Raw genomic sequence first — 15428 nt, forward strand, 5'->3', positions numbered from 1 at the left:
AACTAGGATGAAAGAGATTATTGAAAAACTAGCAAAATTTGAAAATTTATCAGGTGTGGAAATGACGGATGTCATTGAGCGTATCGTAACTGGCCGTGTAACGGAGGCGCAGATCGCTTCTCTCCTCTTAGCTCTTAAGATGAAGGGGGAAACACCTGAAGAACGCACAGCCATTGCCCAAGTTATGAGAGGACATGCCCAACATATTCCAACTGAGATTCATGATGCCATGGACAATTGTGGTACAGGTGGAGATAAGTCATTTAGCTTTAACATCTCAACAACCGCAGCCTTTGTCTTGGCTGGTGGCGGTGTTCATATGGCAAAACACGGAAATCGCTCCATCTCTTCTAAATCTGGTTCTGCAGATGTCCTCGAAGTTTTGGGCATCAACCTAGACCTCAAACCAGCTGAACTAGGTAAGGTCTTTGATAAAACTGGCATCGTCTTTCTCTTTGCCAAAAACATGCATCCAGCCATGAAATACATCATGCCAGCTCGTTTGGAATTGGGAATTCCAACGATTATGAACTTGACTGGTCCCCTGATTCATCCAATGGCTTTGGAAACACAGTTGCTTGGCATTAGTCGTCCAGAACTGCTAGAAAGTACAGCTCAGGTTTTGAAAAATATGGGTCGCAAACGTGCCATTGTAGTAGCTGGTCCAGAAGGATTGGATGAAGCTGGTTTGAATGGAACAACTAGCATTGCCCTTCTTGAAAATGGAGAAATCACTTTGTCAAGCTTCACTCCAGAAGATCTGGGGATGGAAGACTACGCTATCGACGATATTCGTGGAGGCAACGCTCAGAAAAATGCAGAAATTTTGCTCAGTGTTCTCAATAACGAACCAAGTCCATTCTTGGAAACGACAGTTTTAAATGCTGGTCTTGGTTTCTATGCTAATGGTAAGGTTCATAGCATCAAGGAAGGAGTTGCCTTGGCCCGTCAAGTGATTGCTAGTGGCAAGGCCCTTGAAAAACTCAGACTATTACAGGAGTATCAAAGATGAGTCAGGAATTTTTAGCCCGAATTTTGGAGCAGAAGGCGCGTGAGGTGGAGCAGATGGAGCTGGAGGAAATCCAGCCTCTGCGCCAGACCTATCGCTTGGCAGAATTTTTGAAGAATCACCATGACAGATTACAGGTAATCGCTGAGGTCAAGAAAGCTAGCCCTAGTCTGGGAGATATTAATCTCGATGTGGATATTGTGCAACAAGCCCAGACTTATGAAGCAAACGGTGCAGTGATGATTTCAGTTTTGACAGATGAGATTTTCTTTAAAGGGCATTTGGATTATCTACGGGAGATTTCCAGTCAGGTAGAGATTCCGACGCTTAACAAGGACTTTATCATCGATGAAAAGCAAATCATCCGCGCTCGCAATGCAGGTGCAACAGTCATCTTGCTCATTGTGGCAGCTTTGTCAGAAAAACGCCTCAAGGAACTGTACGACTACGCGACAGATCTTGGTCTGGAAGTCTTGGTGGAAACTCACAATCTAGCTGAACTAGAAGTGGCCCACAGGCTTGGTGCTGAGATTATTGGGGTTAATAACCGCAACTTGACCACCTTTGATGTTGATTTACAGACTAGCGTAGACTTGGCACAATACTTCAAGGACGATTGCTTCTACATTTCTGAATCTGCTATTTTTACAGGGCAGGATGCGAAACGAGTAGCACCATACTTTAACGGAATTTTAGTTGGGACAGCTCTGATGCAGGCAGAAGATGTGGCCCAGAGAATCAAGGAGTTGCAGATTGACAAAGGTTAAAATTTGCGGATTATCGACCACAGAAGCGGTAGAGACAGCCGTTTCAGCAGGAGCGGACTACATCGGTTTTGTCTTTGCACCTAGTAAAAGACAGGTGACCTTGGATCAGGCTGCAGAGCTGGCTGAGATCATTCCTGCAGATGTCAAAAAGGTTGGTGTATTTGTTTCACCAAGTCGGGTAGAACTGCTAGAAGTCATTGAAAAAGTTGGCTTGGACTTGGTTCAAGTTCACGGTCAAGTGGCAGATGATTTATTTGAGAATTTGCCTTGTGCCAGCATTCAGGCTGTGCAGGTGGATGGAGAGGGGCATGTCCCCAATTCTCAGGCAGATTATCTACTCTTTGATGCCCCTGTGGCAGGGAGTGGCCAGACCTTTGATTGGGGCGAACTGAATACAACACGACTAGCCCAGCCTTTCTTCATCGCAGGTGGGCTTAATGAAGACAATGTAGTAAAAGCAATTCAACACTTTACTCCCTATGCAGTAGATGTATCAAGCGGAGTGGAGACAGACGGACAAAAAGATCATGAAAAGATTAGAAGATTTATAGAGAGGGTTAAGCATGGCATATCAAGAACCAAATAAAGATGGATTTTACGGGAAATTCGGTGGACGTTTTGTCCCAGAAACATTGATGACAGCAGTTTTGGAGTTAGAAGAGGCTTATCGTGAAAGTCAGGCAGATCCAAGTTTTCAAGAGGAGTTAAACCAACTTTTGCGCCAGTATGTAGGTCGTGAAACTCCTCTTTACTACGCAAAAAACTTGACCCAGCATATCGGCGGAGCCAAGATTTATCTCAAACGGGAAGACCTCAACCATACAGGGGCTCACAAGATTAACAATGCCTTGGGACAAGTTTTGCTGGCTAAACGCATGGGCAAGAAGAAAATTATTGCTGAAACCGGTGCCGGTCAGCACGGTGTGGCAACTGCAACAGCTGCGGCTCTCTTTAACATGGAATGCACTATCTACATGGGTGAGGAAGATGTTAAACGCCAAGCCCTCAATGTCTTTCGTATGGAGCTTTTGGGAGCTAAGGTTGAGGCAGTGACAGACGGTTCGCGCGTGCTCAAGGATGCGGTCAATGCAGCCCTTCGTTCTTGGGTGGCTAATATCGATGATACCCACTATATCCTTGGTTCTGCCTTGGGACCTCATCCTTTCCCAGAAATCGTTCGTGACTTCCAAAGTGTCATCGGTAGAGAAGCTAAGCAACAGTATCGCGATATGACAGGTGAAAATCTGCCAGATGCCCTAGTAGCCTGTGTTGGTGGTGGGTCGAATGCCATCGGACTTTTCCATCCATTTGTGGAAGATGAGTCAGTAGCCATGTATGGGGCTGAAGCAGCTGGACTTGGTGTAGACACAGAGCACCACGCAGCTACCTTGACCAAGGGGCGTCCGGGTGTCCTTCATGGTTCCCTCATGGATGTGCTCCAAGATGCCCATGGTCAAATTCTTGAAGCCTTCTCTATCTCAGCAGGTTTGGACTATCCTGGTATCGGTCCAGAGCATTCTCACTACCACGATATCAAACGTGCCAGCTATGTTCCTGTGACAGACGAAGAAGCCTTGGAAGGATTCCAACTCTTGTCTCGTGTGGAAGGGATTATCCCAGCCTTGGAATCTAGCCATGCTATCGCCTTTGCGGTGAAATTAGCTAAAGAACTTGGACCAGATAAGTCTATGATTGTCTGTCTATCAGGTCGTGGAGACAAGGATGTGGTTCAAGTTAAAGACCGCTTGGAAGCAGATGCAGCAAAGAAGGGAGAAGCTCATGCCTAAGAAACTAACAGAAAAATTAAATGCTATTAAAGCGACTGGAAAAGGAATTTTCGTTCCCTATATCATGGCTGGTGACCACGAAAAGGGTTTGGATGGACTCGGAGAAACAATACACTTTTTAGAAGACTTGGGTGTCTCTGCCATTGAAGTGGGCATTCCCTTTTCAGACCCTGTTGCAGATGGACCTGTTATCGAAGAGGCTGGCTTGCGCAGTCTAGCCCACGGGACCTCTACACATGCTTTGGTTGAAACCTTGAAAACCATTGAAACAGAGATTCCAGTGGTCATTATGACCTACTTCAACCCCCTCTTTCAGTACGGTGTGGAGAACTTTGTCAAAGATTTGGCAAATACAGCGGTTAAGGGTTTGATTATTCCAGACCTGCCTCATGAGCATGCCAACTTTGTAGAACCATTTTTGGCAGATACAGACATTGCTTTGATTCCTTTAGTTAGCTTGACCACAGGAATTGAACGCCAGAAAGAGTTGATTGATGGGGCAGAAGGATTTGTCTATGCCGTTGCTATCAACGGGGTAACAGGGAAATCTGGCAATTACCGTGCAGACTTAGACAAGCACTTAGCACAATTGCACCAAGTGGCCGATATCCCAGTCTTGACAGGTTTTGGCGTATCTAGTCAAGCCGATGTAGAACGCTTCAATGCGGTATCAGATGGTGTTATCGTCGGTTCAAAAATCGTAAAAGCTCTCCACCAAGGAGAGCCGATTCAGGACTTTATCAAACAAGCAGTAGCTTACCAAAAATAATCACACAAGCAGCGAGTAAGAGGAAAGGCACGAAAGGAAGTCTTTCCTTTTTCTTTTGCAGGAGAAAGGCTAGAATTCCCATCACAGAAGCAAACTGAATCAAGATGAGCAACTCCGTTACGCTAAAGACGAGAGCACAAGAAGCCAGAAAAAGAAAATCCCCTGCGCCCATGCGAATATCGATAACATGAGCCAACATTCCAAGGACAAGGAAGAAAACCATGACCAGATTCCAACCACAGAAAGCCATGAGGATTAGGTGGAAAGTCATCCATACCAGTAAGGGATATTCTTGATTGCGAAAGTCGTAGATGCCCAAGGTCAAACCCGCAGTGATTAGGATGACTTGATCCAAAGAGAGCCAGCCCAATGACCAAGCCAGAAAGAGAAGACCCAAGCCTAGTTCAAAGAAAGCATACCAGACTGGATAAGGAGCCTTGCAGTAGCGACAGCGAAAGCGATTGAAGACCTGCGAGAGAATCGGAATCAAATCTAAGGGACGCAAGCGAGTCTGACAGGAATCGCAGTGACTAGCAGGTCGGATAATGGAATGTTCTGGAAAACGGTCAATGACCAAACCAAGAAAGGAAGCGAGAATGCTCCCGACAAGAAAAAAATAAAAATCAATCATACTTATTTATTCGTAAAAAATAGGAGAAGTAGTATAATGGAGAAACATAGATAAGGTGGTGAGGTCAAGATGACAATTCGTTTTGAAGAAAAAGTAAGCCCAAAAAATGCTCAGATCGTATGCCAATGGTCCAACTCCCTTGGCAAATCCTTTCAAGAACAATGGATGGGAACAATGATTCCTTTTCCCTTGACAATTCAAGTCTTGCAAGATTTGGAAGGAATCTTTTCAATCTTTGAAGGACAAGAGTTTGTCGGGCTTATCCAGAAAATCAGGCAAGAAGACAGTAATCTTCATATTGGAAGATTTTTTATCATCCCCCAGAAACAGGGGCAAGGCTTAGGTAGCCAGGCTTTAAGGAAATTTGTTAGTTTGGCCTTTGAAAATGGAGATATAGATAGTATTTCTCTAAATGTCTTCGAGGCAAATCAAAGAGCTCAGAATCTTTACCAAAAAGAAGGATTTGAGATCGTGGAAATCATTGAAGCACCAGATCGGAAATACATTATGAGAAAGTTTAGATAGAATGCAAAAAGTTTTGATTCCAAAGATATTCTGAATAACCATTACTTTTGATATAGTTTCATATTTTGCTAGGTTTTTATAAACAAAAAAGAGAACGTCAGTTACACTAACGTTCTCTTTTTTTGTTCTAAAATGATAGATAAAGTCTAAACCTTATTTTTCTTCTTTATGAAGCATATTTTTGACACCTTCGATAGCGCCTTCTACAGCGTCTTTGGCATCTTCAGCAACTTCTTTTACTTTAGAAACAACTTTTTCAGTTGTTCCTTCTTTTTCCACTTTTTCATCACCGATGGCTTTTCCAACACCTTCTTTAATAGAACCTTTAGCTTGATTTAATTTTTCTTCTACTGACATGATTAATTCTCCTTTTAATTAGATTATTTTACGCGAGAGTTTTCTTGAGCTACTGTTCCAGTTGCTGCATTTTTAACGTTTTCGAAACCTTCACCAACTTTTTCTTGAACAGTAGATACACCGCTACCAAGACCAGATTTTACTTTTTCAAATTGTTCTGAAGCGAATTCTCCAGTTGATTCAGCAACATCAGATACGCGGTCTTGAAGGCTTACTGAGTCCGCTTCGTATTGTTCTTTAGTTTTGATATCGATAACGTTTACGTTTACTTCAACAACTTCCAATTCAGTCATCTTGCTAACTTCAGCAACAACAACATCTTTGATTTGTTTGTATAGATCAGGAACATTCTTTTGGTATTCAACTACAACGTTAAGGTCAACAGCAACTTGTGACTTCCCAACTTCAACGTTAACTCCATTAGTTACATTATCAGAATTAACAAGTTTGTCTTTTAAGTTAGAGAAGAAGCCACCGTCGATTTCCAAAAGACCTGAAATATTTTCTAGAGATAGACCGATGATTTTTTGAATTACTTTATCTTCATAAGTAAGTTCACCTTTAACATCTTGAGATACAACAGTAGAATTTTTCTTTTCTACATTAACATTAGTGTTTTTTTCGTTTGACATAGGAAACTCCTTTATTAAATTATTTATTATTTACTTATTTATTTTCTATATAGATAGTTATTTGTCTATATAGTTGTTTTGGATATACAATCCAGCTGCTACTCCCAGTACTCCTAAAATTAATACAAATATTGTTTTGAAGAAGCCAAAGGAGACAATCAAACAAGCGAGAAATACGCCTATTAGACCTGCTATAATTGGATATCGATACTGTTTAATCCATTCCATTTCTTACTTCCTTACTTTACTCGACTAGCAGTTTTTTTCTTTTGAGGTTTTGGTTTAGGCTGGTAGTCTTTTACTATAACTTCTAGTTTAACCTGACGCTCAATACCAAAGAATTGCTTCAATCCATTAGCTATTTCATTTTGAATTAGCTGGCATCTGTTAGCGATATTATCTGAAGGAATAACTTTACCTTCTACTTTAACGAAACATTTATTTCTTCGTAAATTTACATGGACAGTTGGATTTTTGATTAATTCATGATCGCTGACCAAACTTCTAACAAAACCTTCGATTGCTGAATTCTTTAATTTCAATGTATCGTTTTTAGTTTCAAGTTGAATTTCCAAATGACGTTTAGGATAAAACAACACAACTAACATCGATAACAAAACTAAAGTTGATAGAACCACAATCCCCCAGAATACATATCTAGAGAGATAGAATTCAACGAAATGATTCTGTCTCCAGCTAAATAGCTGAATGCCTAGATCACTAACTTGATGATAATCTATCAAAACAGGAAGGAAAATTGTCAAGATTAAAATACAGAAAATAATTAAAAATATTTTCTTTGTTTTTGACATATACAATCCTTTCGATTTAACATTAAACTATTTTTACCTATCTAATCTATTTAAAAATAGTTTATCCTACAAGTAATTATTTTTTACCTGTAAAGAATGATACTATAGTAACAACAATTGCTGCTCCTGCAATAGATGGAATCAAAGCCATTCCAGCTATTGATGGGCCCCAACTACCTAAGAGGGATTGTCCTACAGATGATCCGATTAAACCAGCGAATACATTTGCGACGATTCCCATAGAACTATCTTTCTTAGTGATTTTACCTGCCAAGAGCCCAATAAGACCTCCAGCAATAATTGACCACAACATTGCCTACCCTCCTTTATTATTTTAATTTCAAAAAATCAATTTTTTGATTACTGCTATTATATAATTTTAATATCAAAAAATCAACTTCTTTGATTATTACTATTATATAATTTTAATATTAAAAAATCAATTATTTTGGTCATTGCTATTATATAATTTTAAAAACTAAAAATATAGTCTTTCGACTTGAATTTGATTCTGTATTCACGCCCTCAATAGACGGTAAAATAAAAAAATTGTTTATATATTTCCTGTTTCGTGTTATTATACGAAATAAAGGATCTTAATAAAAGTCGTTATAGTATGCTATAGCTAGTCTTTATGGTATAATTGCAAGAGGTAAAATTTGATAATTTATAAAGAGAGAAAGATATTCATGAGAGATTTATTATCTAAAAAAAGTCATAGGCAATTAGAATTATTAGAATTATTATTTGAACATAAACGATGGTTTCATCGTTCTGAATTAGCAGAGCTACTAAATTGTACAGAACGAGCAGTCAAAGATGATCTATCCCATGTTAAATCTGCTTTTCCTGACTTGATTTTTCATTCTTCTACTAATGGTATACGCATTATTAATACCGATGATAGTGATATTGAAATGGTTTACCATCATTTCTTTAAGCATTCAACTCATTTTTCGATTTTAGAATTTATCTTCTTTAATGAAGGTTGTCAAGCTGAGAGTATTTGTAAAGAATTTTATATCAGTTCATCTACGCTCTATCGTATTATTAGCCAAATCAATAAAGTGATTAGAAAGCAATTTCAATTTGAAATCAGTCTGACTCCTGTTCAAATTGTTGGAAATGAGAGAGACATTCGTTACTTTTTTGCACAATATTTTTCAGAAAAATATTATTTTCTAGAATGGCCATTTGAAAATTTTTCATCAGAGCCCCTATCTCAATTGTTAGAATTGGTTTATAAGGAAACAAGCTTTCCAATGAATTTGTCAACGCATAGAATGCTAAAGTTGCTCCTAGTTACGAACCTATATAGAATAAAGTTTGGTCATTTCATGGAAGTAGATAAAGACTCTTTTAACGATCAAAGTTTGGATTTTTTAATGCAGGCAGAAGGAATAGAAGATGTTGCTCAGAGTTTTGAATCAGAATACAATATCTCTTTAGATGAAGAAGTTGTTTGCCAATTATTTGTGTCTTACTTTCAAAAAATGTTTTTCATAGATGAAAGTCTCTTTTTGAAATGCGTAAAAAAGGATAGCTATGTTGAAAAATCTTACCATCTATTGAGTGATTTTATTGATCAGATTTCAGTCAAGTATCAGATTGAGATTGAGAATAAGGATAATCTGATTTGGCATCTGCATAATACTGCACATCTGTATCGTCAGGAGTTGTCCACTGAGTTTATTTTATTTGATCAAAAAGGGAATACAATCAGGAATTTTCAAAATATTTTCCCTAAATTTGTTTCAGATGTAAAAAAAGAGCTTTCTCATTATTTAGAGACTCTTGAAGTTTGTTCTAGTTCAATGATGGTAAATCATCTATCTTATACCTTCATCACTCATACCAAACATTTGGTGCTTAATCTACTACAAAATCAGCCAAAGCTGAAGGTTCTGGTTATGAGTAATTTTGATCAGTATCATGCAAAATCCGTTGCAGAGACACTTTCTTATTATTGCAGCAACAATTTTGAACTTGAAGTTTGGACTGAATTAGAATTATCAAAGGAATCTTTAGAAGAATCGCCTTATGATATCATCATTTCTAATTTTATTATTCCTCCGATTGAAAATAAGAGACTGATCTATTCAAATAATATAAACACGGTCTCACTCATATCTTTGTTAAATGCCATGATGTTTATTCGATTAGATGAGTAATCAAAAATAACAAAAAAACGCTATTTCGCGTTTGAACTCTACCTCAAAAGTTAGACAGAAAAAATCTAATTTTTGGGGTGTTTTTGTTAAGAAAAGACCTTCAATCATTTAATCAAAATGTACATCTAGATTCACAGTCCTCTAAAACTCTTGCTTTTTTTGTAGAAGATACGAAAAAAAGCCTTGCATCCAAGTTTTTCCCTGTTGTTTTCATGAATATTGAAAGGGAGGATGAAAGCCGATTGGAGTAATTTTATTCATGATAGGAAAAAGTATGTGGCCAAAAATGATTGAGAAATAGTTGCTAAAAAAGCGGTTGCATGATACTATATATTGAAAGGAGGTGAGAATATGGTAGAACAAAGAAAATCAATTACCATGAAAGATGTTGCTTTAGAAGCAGGAGTTAGTGTTGGAACAGTTTCACGTGTGATTAATAAAGAAAAAGGTATTAAAGAAGTAACTTTAAGGAAAGTTCAAAGGGCTATAAAAACATTGGACTATATCCCTGATAATTATGCTCGAGGTATGAAAAAGAATAGAACAGAGACTATCGCATTGATTATTCCGAGCATATGGCATCCATTTTTCTCGGAGTTTGCCTATCATGTTGAGAAAGAGTTATTAAAATATAATTATAAATTATTTATTTGTAACGCTGATAGCGATTCACAAAATGAAATCGAATATATCGAAATGTTGAAACAAAATAAAGTGGATGGAATTATTGGTATCACATATTCTGATATTGACAAATATATTTTATCTGATTTACCGTTTGTAAGTATAGACAGACATTTTTCGGAAAATGTATGCTATGTTACTTCAACAAATTACAAAGGAGGACAAACTGCAGCAGAGGAACTGGTTAGAAGGAATAATAAGCACCTTGCTTTTATTGGTTCAATTAATATGTATGAGAATGAGACTATACTCAGAAGTAAAGGATTTAGAGAAAAAGCTAAGGAATTAGGGGTAGATGTCTATAATTTTGAAATGAAAGAACCTTTAATAAATCCTGAAGATCAGATAAGAATTTTTTTGCAATCTCATAAAGAAATTGATGGTATATTTACAATAAATGATATGATGGCTCTGAGAGTTATTAGTGTTATGAAAGAACTGGGGAAAATAGCACCTGATGATTACCAGATAATTGGTTTTGATGGTTTAAAAACTTCTGTCGATCAATCTTACCTAGTATCTACAATAGTTCAAGATATTGGTATGATGGCAAAAGAATCTGTTGCAATGATACTGAAAATGATTAAGCAAGAAGAGATTCTAGAAAAACGAATCGTAATTCCCACATATTTTTGGGGAGATAAAACAACAAAAAAAATTTAAACAGCACTTGACAAATAATGAAAGCGCTGTTATAATATAAACTATAAATGAAACGTTTCAAAAACAAGTTGAAAAAACTTGTTTAAAAAATAAATAAAAAATGAAACGTTTCAAAAAGGAGGAAAATGATGCGTAAAGGTACAATGTTATCTGTTGTTGCGGGGCTATCGTTAGCTATACTTGCAGGTTGTAGTGGAGGGACTAACTCAAAACAAGCGAGTTCTTCAAATGATATTAAAGTTTGGGTACAATTCTCTGACGAAACAAATGAAGGAAAAGCTTGGCAAAAAGTTGTTGATAACTTTAATCAATCAGGAAAAAGTAAGTACAAGGTTGTAACTGAGTATATTCCTCGTAGTGGTAGCGGTGGAGGATATGAAGATAAGGTTAATGCTGCCATCACGACTAATAGTCTTCCAGATGTTATTACCCTTGATGGACCAAATACGGCAGCTTATGCAAAATCTAAAGTGATTACTCCGCTAGATGATTATCTAAAAGATAATAATATGGATGATGTTTTGGACAGTATTAAACAACAAGGAACTTATGATGGCAAATTCTATGCATTTGGATTTTCTGAATCGAATGTTGGTGTTTATTACAACAAAAAAATGTTCAAAGAGGCCGGAATTGCGGAATCAGAGCTTCCAACGCTAGAAAAGCCATGGACATGGGATGAATTTAATACGATTGCTAAAAAATTGAAAGATCATTATAACAAACCGGCAATTGATTTTCGTATTAATTCAAACGATGAAATGTTACCATATGCTTATATGCCGTTGATTTGGTCAAATAATGGTTCTGTCGTAAACGAAGATGGAACAAAGGCAGAAGGATACTTCAACTCAAAAGAGAGTGTAGAAGCAGTTCAATTCATTCAAAATCTTGTAAAAGAAGGTTATACAACTGTTAGTCCAGTCGAAAAAGGTTTTGAAACAGGAGAGTATCCAATGCTTTTGAGTGGTTCTTGGACGATTGCTGACATGAATACAAACTACAAAGATATTGATTTTGGTATCCTTCCTTACCCAGTATCTAGTAAGACGAAAAAATTAGTATCCCCTTCAGGTAGTTGGCAATTAGCTGTTACGACAAAATCTGATAAAAAAGAGGCAGCATCTGAATTTGTTAAATTTGCTACAAATTCAGAATCAAGTGAAATTATTAGCTTGGGGAATTCGGTCCTTCCGATTCGTAAATCTACAATTGAAAATATCAAAGATAAAGTGTCCGAACCAATGCGTTTCTTGATGGAACAAAATTCAAAAACAGCTCATGCTCGCCCAGTTGTCGTAGCATATCCTCAGGTTTCTAGAGCTTTTCAACAAGCGATGCAAGATATCAGCTATTATGAAGAAAATCCAAATGTGCAAAAAGTCTTGGATACTCGTACAAAAGAAATGCAAACTGCTATTGATCAGTCACTCAAATAATCTGTAAAAAAGAAGGTGGAAGGAAAATGTTTGGAACTACCTTCCCCTTTCTTGTTAATAGCCTAGTTTGATATATATGATTAAAGGAGATGGATATGAGTAAAGAAACTGTTGTGGATACAAAAAGACGTGAAAAAATAAAGGATAACATACTAGGTTATAGTTTTTTAGCTCCAGCTTTAATTTTATTAGGTATCTTTTTAGTAATTCCAGTTGGAATGGTCATTTATTATGCTTTTACAGATTATTATTTGTTGACACCAGATGAAAGAAAATTTGTTGGACTTGAAAATTTTATTCGATTAACAAAAGATCCGATTTTCTTAAAGAGCTTCTTGAATACTTTGAAATTTGTTGTTTGGATTATTCCAGTTCAATTGGGAGCGGCCTTAGGAATGGCTTTGATTGTTAATAAAAAGCGCAAAGGGAATATGTTTTTTAAAGTGGCTTTTTTTGCTCCAGTTGTCATGTCCTTGGTAGTTATTTCTATTCTTTGGCTTTATCTTTTAAATCCAAATAGTGGCTTATTAAATGCTATTTTAAATAAGGTAGGTATTGCTTCTCAACCTTTCTTGACTAGTCCTAAACAAGCTATGTATGCAATTGTTTTTGTTTCTGCTTGGCAGGGTGCAGGTTATCAGATGCTTTTATTTTTAGGAGGAATGCAGAATATTCCACAAGATGTCTATGAAGCTGCTGAATTAGATGGATTCTCAAAATGGGCTCAGTTTCGTTATATCACGATGCCCCTACTAAAACCAACAGCCCTGTTTGTATTGTTAACAACTTTAATTTCTGCTTTTAAGCTGATTGTACAACCAATGGTTATGACGCAAGGTGGGCCATTAAACTCAACAATTACTATGGTGTACTATATTTATCAACAAGGTTTTACTGATCGTCTTGTAGGATATTCTAGCTCAATCGCTTTAGTATTTACAACGTTAATTGGTATGATTAGCTTAGTACAACGTCGCGTTCTGAAGGAGGATGACTAAGATGAAACGATTTAAACCAACAACAATCTTAGAATATATTCTGTTAACCCTATTGGCAGGACTCTTCCTTTTTCCTATGGTTTGGATGGTAGTTTCAGCTATGAAGCCAGAAGCAGATGTTTATAAAAATTTGACTAGTTGGCAAGCCTTCTTACCAAGTTTAAATCCCGCTGATTGGTTTAAACCTTATCAGGAAGTATTTGAGCGCTTTAGTATTTTTACATATCTAGGGAACAGCATTTTTTATGCTGGAACGTTTGCTATTGGTTCTATTATTGTCAATGCACTGGCCGGTTTCGCTTTTGCAAAAGTCAATTTTTCAGGTAAGAAAATTTTATTTGGTTTCTTACTTGCTTTACTTATTATTCCAGTAGAAACTGTATTAATTCCACAATTTACCATTATCAATTCCTTAGGTTTGGTCAATAATCGTCTTGCAGTTATTATTCCAGGATTGGCGAGTGTATTTAATATTTACTTATTTAGGAATTTCTTTATTGCAATTCCAGAAGAGATTCTTGAGTCTGCAAAGATGGATGGAGCAAGTATCGTTAGAATTTTCTTTAGAATTATGCTTCCAATGTCTAAACCTGCAGTTGCTACAGTTGGTGTTTTATCATTTATTTCAAGCTGGAATGATTATATTTGGCCATTGATGGTTTTGACAGATTCTTCTAAATTTTCAATGCAGGTTGCAATTACAACTATTAATACAACTCAACCAGTTTATATCAATCAGGTAATGGCTGTATTAACTATTTCAACGATTCCGTTGATTTTGGTCTATGTAGTCGCTCAGAAATATATTGTTCAAGGTCTGGGTGGTTCCGGAACTGGAATAAAATAGGATATACTTATGATAAATAAAACATTTACAGTAGAAAAAGCCAATCATTTTATAGCAGAAAATAAGCATCTGGTTAATACTCAATATAAACCTGAGAACCACTTCTCTGCTGAGATTGGCTGGATTAATGATCCAAATGGATTCGTCTATTTTCGTGGAGAATACCATCTCTTTTATCAGTTTTATCCTTATGATAGCGTTTGGGGGCCAATGCACTGGGGCCATGCTAAAAGTAAGAACTTGGTGACTTGGGAGCACTTGCCAGTGGCACTTGCTCCTGACCAAGACTACGACCGCAATGGTTGCTTCTCAGGTTCAGCGATCGTCAAAGACGATCGCCTCTGGCTCATGTATACTGGACATATCGAAGAAGAAACCGGTGTCCGTCAAGTGCAAAATATGGCATTTTCAGACGACGGGATTCATTTTGAAAAGATTTCCCAAAATCCAGTTGCGACAGGTGCAGACTTGCCAGAAGAGCTAATTGCCGCTGATTTCCGCGATCCAAAACTCTTTGAAAGAGATGGCCGCTATTATTCGGTAGTTGCTGCCAAACACAAAGATAATGTGGGCTGTGTCGTTCTACTAGAGTCCGATAACCTAGTAGAGTGGCAGTTTGAATCCATCTTTTTAAAAGGGGTAGAACACCAAGGCTTTATGTGGGAATGTCCAGACTACTTTGAGTTAGATGGAAAAGACTGCATCATTATGTCACCAATGCGTTATCAACGTGAGGGAGATTCTTATCATAACATCAACTCATCGGTTTTGTTCACGGGGAAGGTAGACTGGGAAGCTAAACAGTTCATTCCTGAAACAGTAGAAGAAATCGACCATGGCCAAGACTTCTATGCGCCTCAAACATTGCTGGACGATCAAAATCGTCGTATCCTGATTGCTTGGATGCAGACATGGGGGCGTACCCTTCCAACCCATGACCAAGATCATAAGTGGGCTGGTGTCATGACCTTACCTCGTGTACTTCGATTGAAGGGTGGGAAGTTATTCCAAACTCCTATCAAGCAAGGGAGCCATCATATTCAAATTGATGGTGATCAGCGTTACCGTTTGGGAAACGATACAGATTATCTAGAGTTTGGTTATGACAGCACAGCCAAGCAAGTCTATATTGATCGTAGTCATTTGGCTCAGAAAATCCTCGGTGAAGAAGAACAAGATACGAGCCGCCGCTATGTAGATGTAGGAGCTAAAGAATTGGAAGTTATTCTAGATAAAAATTCCATCGAGATTTTTGTTAATCAAGGTGAAGCAAGCTTGACTGCAACTTTTTACTTAACAGCGCCAGCTGAGCTAACCCAAATCGATTAAAAAATAAG

General features: G+C 37.5%; 18 protein-coding genes. 12 read left to right on the forward strand and 6 right to left on the reverse strand.

Translation table 11 applies throughout. The features are described 5' to 3' along the window. The first annotated feature begins 7 nt into the window (after positions 1 to 7). From trpD to trpA, 5 genes are read left to right on the forward strand one after another with little or no spacing between them, the layout of a single operon-like run. Entirely contained in the window at positions 8 to 1012 is a 1005-nt protein-coding gene (trpD, locus tag UKS_RS02305) for an anthranilate phosphoribosyltransferase (RefSeq protein WP_156011673.1), read from the forward strand. After that, a complete protein-coding gene (gene trpC, locus UKS_RS02310; RefSeq protein ID WP_156011674.1) occupies positions 1009 to 1776 on the forward strand; it encodes an indole-3-glycerol phosphate synthase TrpC in 768 nt (255 codons plus the stop codon). Before trpD ends, trpC begins: the two co-directional genes overlap by 4 nt. Continuing rightward, positions 1763 to 2362 (forward strand): phosphoribosylanthranilate isomerase, encoded by a 600-nt coding sequence (locus tag UKS_RS02315; protein WP_173020436.1) that lies wholly within the window; start codon positions 1763 to 1765, stop codon positions 2360 to 2362. The genes trpC and UKS_RS02315 overlap by 14 nt, the downstream gene beginning before the upstream one ends. Next, positions 2340 to 3563, forward strand: a complete 1224-nt coding sequence (gene trpB / locus UKS_RS02320; protein ID WP_156011676.1) for a tryptophan synthase subunit beta — start codon at positions 2340 to 2342, stop codon at positions 3561 to 3563. Before UKS_RS02315 ends, trpB begins: the two co-directional genes overlap by 23 nt. Next, complete coding sequence (trpA, locus tag UKS_RS02325) at positions 3556 to 4332, forward strand: tryptophan synthase subunit alpha (RefSeq protein WP_156011677.1); 777 nt, start codon at positions 3556 to 3558, stop codon at positions 4330 to 4332. Before trpB ends, trpA begins: the two co-directional genes overlap by 8 nt. Here the strand turns inward: trpA and UKS_RS02330 are convergent. Then, positions 4304 to 4963 (reverse strand): prepilin peptidase, encoded by a 660-nt coding sequence (locus tag UKS_RS02330; RefSeq protein ID WP_156011678.1) that lies wholly within the window; start codon positions 4961 to 4963, stop codon positions 4304 to 4306. The genes trpA and UKS_RS02330 overlap by 29 nt on opposite strands. A 69-nt stretch (positions 4964 to 5032) precedes the next feature. On the opposite strand from UKS_RS02330, the gene UKS_RS02335 reads away from it, so the two are divergent. Continuing rightward, the gene (locus UKS_RS02335; RefSeq protein WP_156011679.1) at positions 5033 to 5488 is read left to right on the forward strand and encodes a GNAT family N-acetyltransferase; all 456 of its coding nucleotides are present in this window, start codon (positions 5033 to 5035) and stop codon (positions 5486 to 5488) included. Positions 5489 to 5641: 153 nt separating this feature from the next. Here UKS_RS02335 and UKS_RS02340 read toward each other — a convergent pair whose 3' ends face one another. From UKS_RS02340 to UKS_RS02360, 5 genes are all read right to left on the reverse strand, one after another. Then, the gene (locus UKS_RS02340; RefSeq protein ID WP_049497560.1) at positions 5642 to 5845 is read right to left on the reverse strand and encodes a CsbD family protein; all 204 of its coding nucleotides are present in this window, start codon (positions 5843 to 5845) and stop codon (positions 5642 to 5644) included. A 23-nt stretch (positions 5846 to 5868) separates the two neighbouring features. Continuing rightward, positions 5869 to 6477: an Asp23/Gls24 family envelope stress response protein gene (locus UKS_RS02345; protein ID WP_049497563.1), complete on the reverse strand. Its 609-nt coding sequence runs from the start codon at positions 6475 to 6477 to the stop codon at positions 5869 to 5871. Positions 6478 to 6534: 57 nt separating this feature from the next. Further along, positions 6535 to 6705 (reverse strand): DUF2273 domain-containing protein, encoded by a 171-nt coding sequence (locus tag UKS_RS02350; RefSeq protein WP_049497564.1) that lies wholly within the window; start codon positions 6703 to 6705, stop codon positions 6535 to 6537. 11 nt (positions 6706 to 6716) lie between these two features. Continuing rightward, positions 6717 to 7289, reverse strand: a complete 573-nt coding sequence (amaP, locus tag UKS_RS02355) for an alkaline shock response membrane anchor protein AmaP (RefSeq protein WP_156011680.1) — start codon at positions 7287 to 7289, stop codon at positions 6717 to 6719. Between the two features lie 76 nt (positions 7290 to 7365). Continuing rightward, a complete protein-coding gene (locus UKS_RS02360) occupies positions 7366 to 7602 on the reverse strand; it encodes a GlsB/YeaQ/YmgE family stress response membrane protein (protein WP_156011681.1) in 237 nt (78 codons plus the stop codon). 376 nt (positions 7603 to 7978) lie between these two features. Between UKS_RS02360 and mgaSpn the strand changes: the two genes are divergently transcribed. From mgaSpn to UKS_RS02390, 6 genes are all read left to right on the forward strand, one after another. Next, entirely contained in the window at positions 7979 to 9460 is a 1482-nt protein-coding gene (gene mgaSpn / locus UKS_RS02365) for a virulence factor transcriptional regulator MgaSpn (RefSeq protein ID WP_156011682.1), read from the forward strand. 351 nt (positions 9461 to 9811) lie between these two features. Continuing rightward, positions 9812 to 10807: a LacI family DNA-binding transcriptional regulator gene (locus UKS_RS02370; protein ID WP_173020437.1), complete on the forward strand. Its 996-nt coding sequence runs from the start codon at positions 9812 to 9814 to the stop codon at positions 10805 to 10807. A 128-nt stretch (positions 10808 to 10935) separates the two neighbouring features. Beyond that, positions 10936 to 12246, forward strand: coding sequence for an ABC transporter substrate-binding protein (locus UKS_RS02375; RefSeq protein ID WP_173020438.1), 1311 nt, complete (start codon positions 10936 to 10938; stop codon positions 12244 to 12246). A gap of 95 nt (positions 12247 to 12341) precedes the next feature. Beyond that, positions 12342 to 13244 (forward strand): carbohydrate ABC transporter permease, encoded by a 903-nt coding sequence (locus UKS_RS02380; RefSeq protein ID WP_000032532.1) that lies wholly within the window; start codon positions 12342 to 12344, stop codon positions 13242 to 13244. Position 13245: 1 nt separating this feature from the next. Beyond that, a complete protein-coding gene (locus UKS_RS02385; RefSeq protein ID WP_000819520.1) occupies positions 13246 to 14091 on the forward strand; it encodes a carbohydrate ABC transporter permease in 846 nt (281 codons plus the stop codon). 9 nt (positions 14092 to 14100) lie between these two features. After that, positions 14101 to 15420: a glycoside hydrolase family 32 protein gene (locus UKS_RS02390; RefSeq protein ID WP_156011685.1), complete on the forward strand. Its 1320-nt coding sequence runs from the start codon at positions 14101 to 14103 to the stop codon at positions 15418 to 15420. The last annotated feature ends 8 nt before the right edge of the window (positions 15421 to 15428 follow it).

The sequence above is a fragment of the Streptococcus sp. 116-D4 genome, from assembly GCF_009731465.1.
Lineage (GTDB): Bacteria > Bacillota > Bacilli > Lactobacillales > Streptococcaceae > Streptococcus > Streptococcus pseudopneumoniae_E.

What these genes read in the sequence shown, in the direction of transcription:
- UKS_RS02345 (WP_049497563.1), bottom strand. Translation starts at nt 6,477, where the DNA reads ATGTCAAACGAAAAAAACACTAATGTTAATGTAGAAAAGAAAAATTCT.
- UKS_RS02380 (WP_000032532.1), top strand. Translation starts at nt 12,342, where the DNA reads ATGAGTAAAGAAACTGTTGTGGATACAAAAAGACGTGAAAAAATAAAG.
- mgaSpn (WP_156011682.1), top strand. Translation starts at nt 7,979, where the DNA reads ATGAGAGATTTATTATCTAAAAAAAGTCATAGGCAATTAGAATTATTA.
- amaP (WP_156011680.1), bottom strand. Translation starts at nt 7,289, where the DNA reads ATGTCAAAAACAAAGAAAATATTTTTAATTATTTTCTGTATTTTAATC.
- UKS_RS02340 (WP_049497560.1), bottom strand. Translation starts at nt 5,845, where the DNA reads ATGTCAGTAGAAGAAAAATTAAATCAAGCTAAAGGTTCTATTAAAGAA.
- trpD (WP_156011673.1), top strand. Translation starts at nt 8, where the DNA reads ATGAAAGAGATTATTGAAAAACTAGCAAAATTTGAAAATTTATCAGGT.
- UKS_RS02360 (WP_156011681.1), bottom strand. Translation starts at nt 7,602, where the DNA reads ATGTTGTGGTCAATTATTGCTGGAGGTCTTATTGGGCTCTTGGCAGGT.
- UKS_RS02385 (WP_000819520.1), top strand. Translation starts at nt 13,246, where the DNA reads ATGAAACGATTTAAACCAACAACAATCTTAGAATATATTCTGTTAACC.
- UKS_RS02375 (WP_173020438.1), top strand. Translation starts at nt 10,936, where the DNA reads ATGCGTAAAGGTACAATGTTATCTGTTGTTGCGGGGCTATCGTTAGCT.
- UKS_RS02330 (WP_156011678.1), bottom strand. Translation starts at nt 4,963, where the DNA reads ATGATTGATTTTTATTTTTTTCTTGTCGGGAGCATTCTCGCTTCCTTT.
- trpA (WP_156011677.1), top strand. Translation starts at nt 3,556, where the DNA reads ATGCCTAAGAAACTAACAGAAAAATTAAATGCTATTAAAGCGACTGGA.
- trpB (WP_156011676.1), top strand. Translation starts at nt 2,340, where the DNA reads ATGGCATATCAAGAACCAAATAAAGATGGATTTTACGGGAAATTCGGT.
- trpC (WP_156011674.1), top strand. Translation starts at nt 1,009, where the DNA reads ATGAGTCAGGAATTTTTAGCCCGAATTTTGGAGCAGAAGGCGCGTGAG.
- UKS_RS02335 (WP_156011679.1), top strand. Translation starts at nt 5,033, where the DNA reads ATGACAATTCGTTTTGAAGAAAAAGTAAGCCCAAAAAATGCTCAGATC.
- UKS_RS02370 (WP_173020437.1), top strand. Translation starts at nt 9,812, where the DNA reads ATGGTAGAACAAAGAAAATCAATTACCATGAAAGATGTTGCTTTAGAA.
- UKS_RS02350 (WP_049497564.1), bottom strand. Translation starts at nt 6,705, where the DNA reads ATGGAATGGATTAAACAGTATCGATATCCAATTATAGCAGGTCTAATA.
- UKS_RS02390 (WP_156011685.1), top strand. Translation starts at nt 14,101, where the DNA reads ATGATAAATAAAACATTTACAGTAGAAAAAGCCAATCATTTTATAGCA.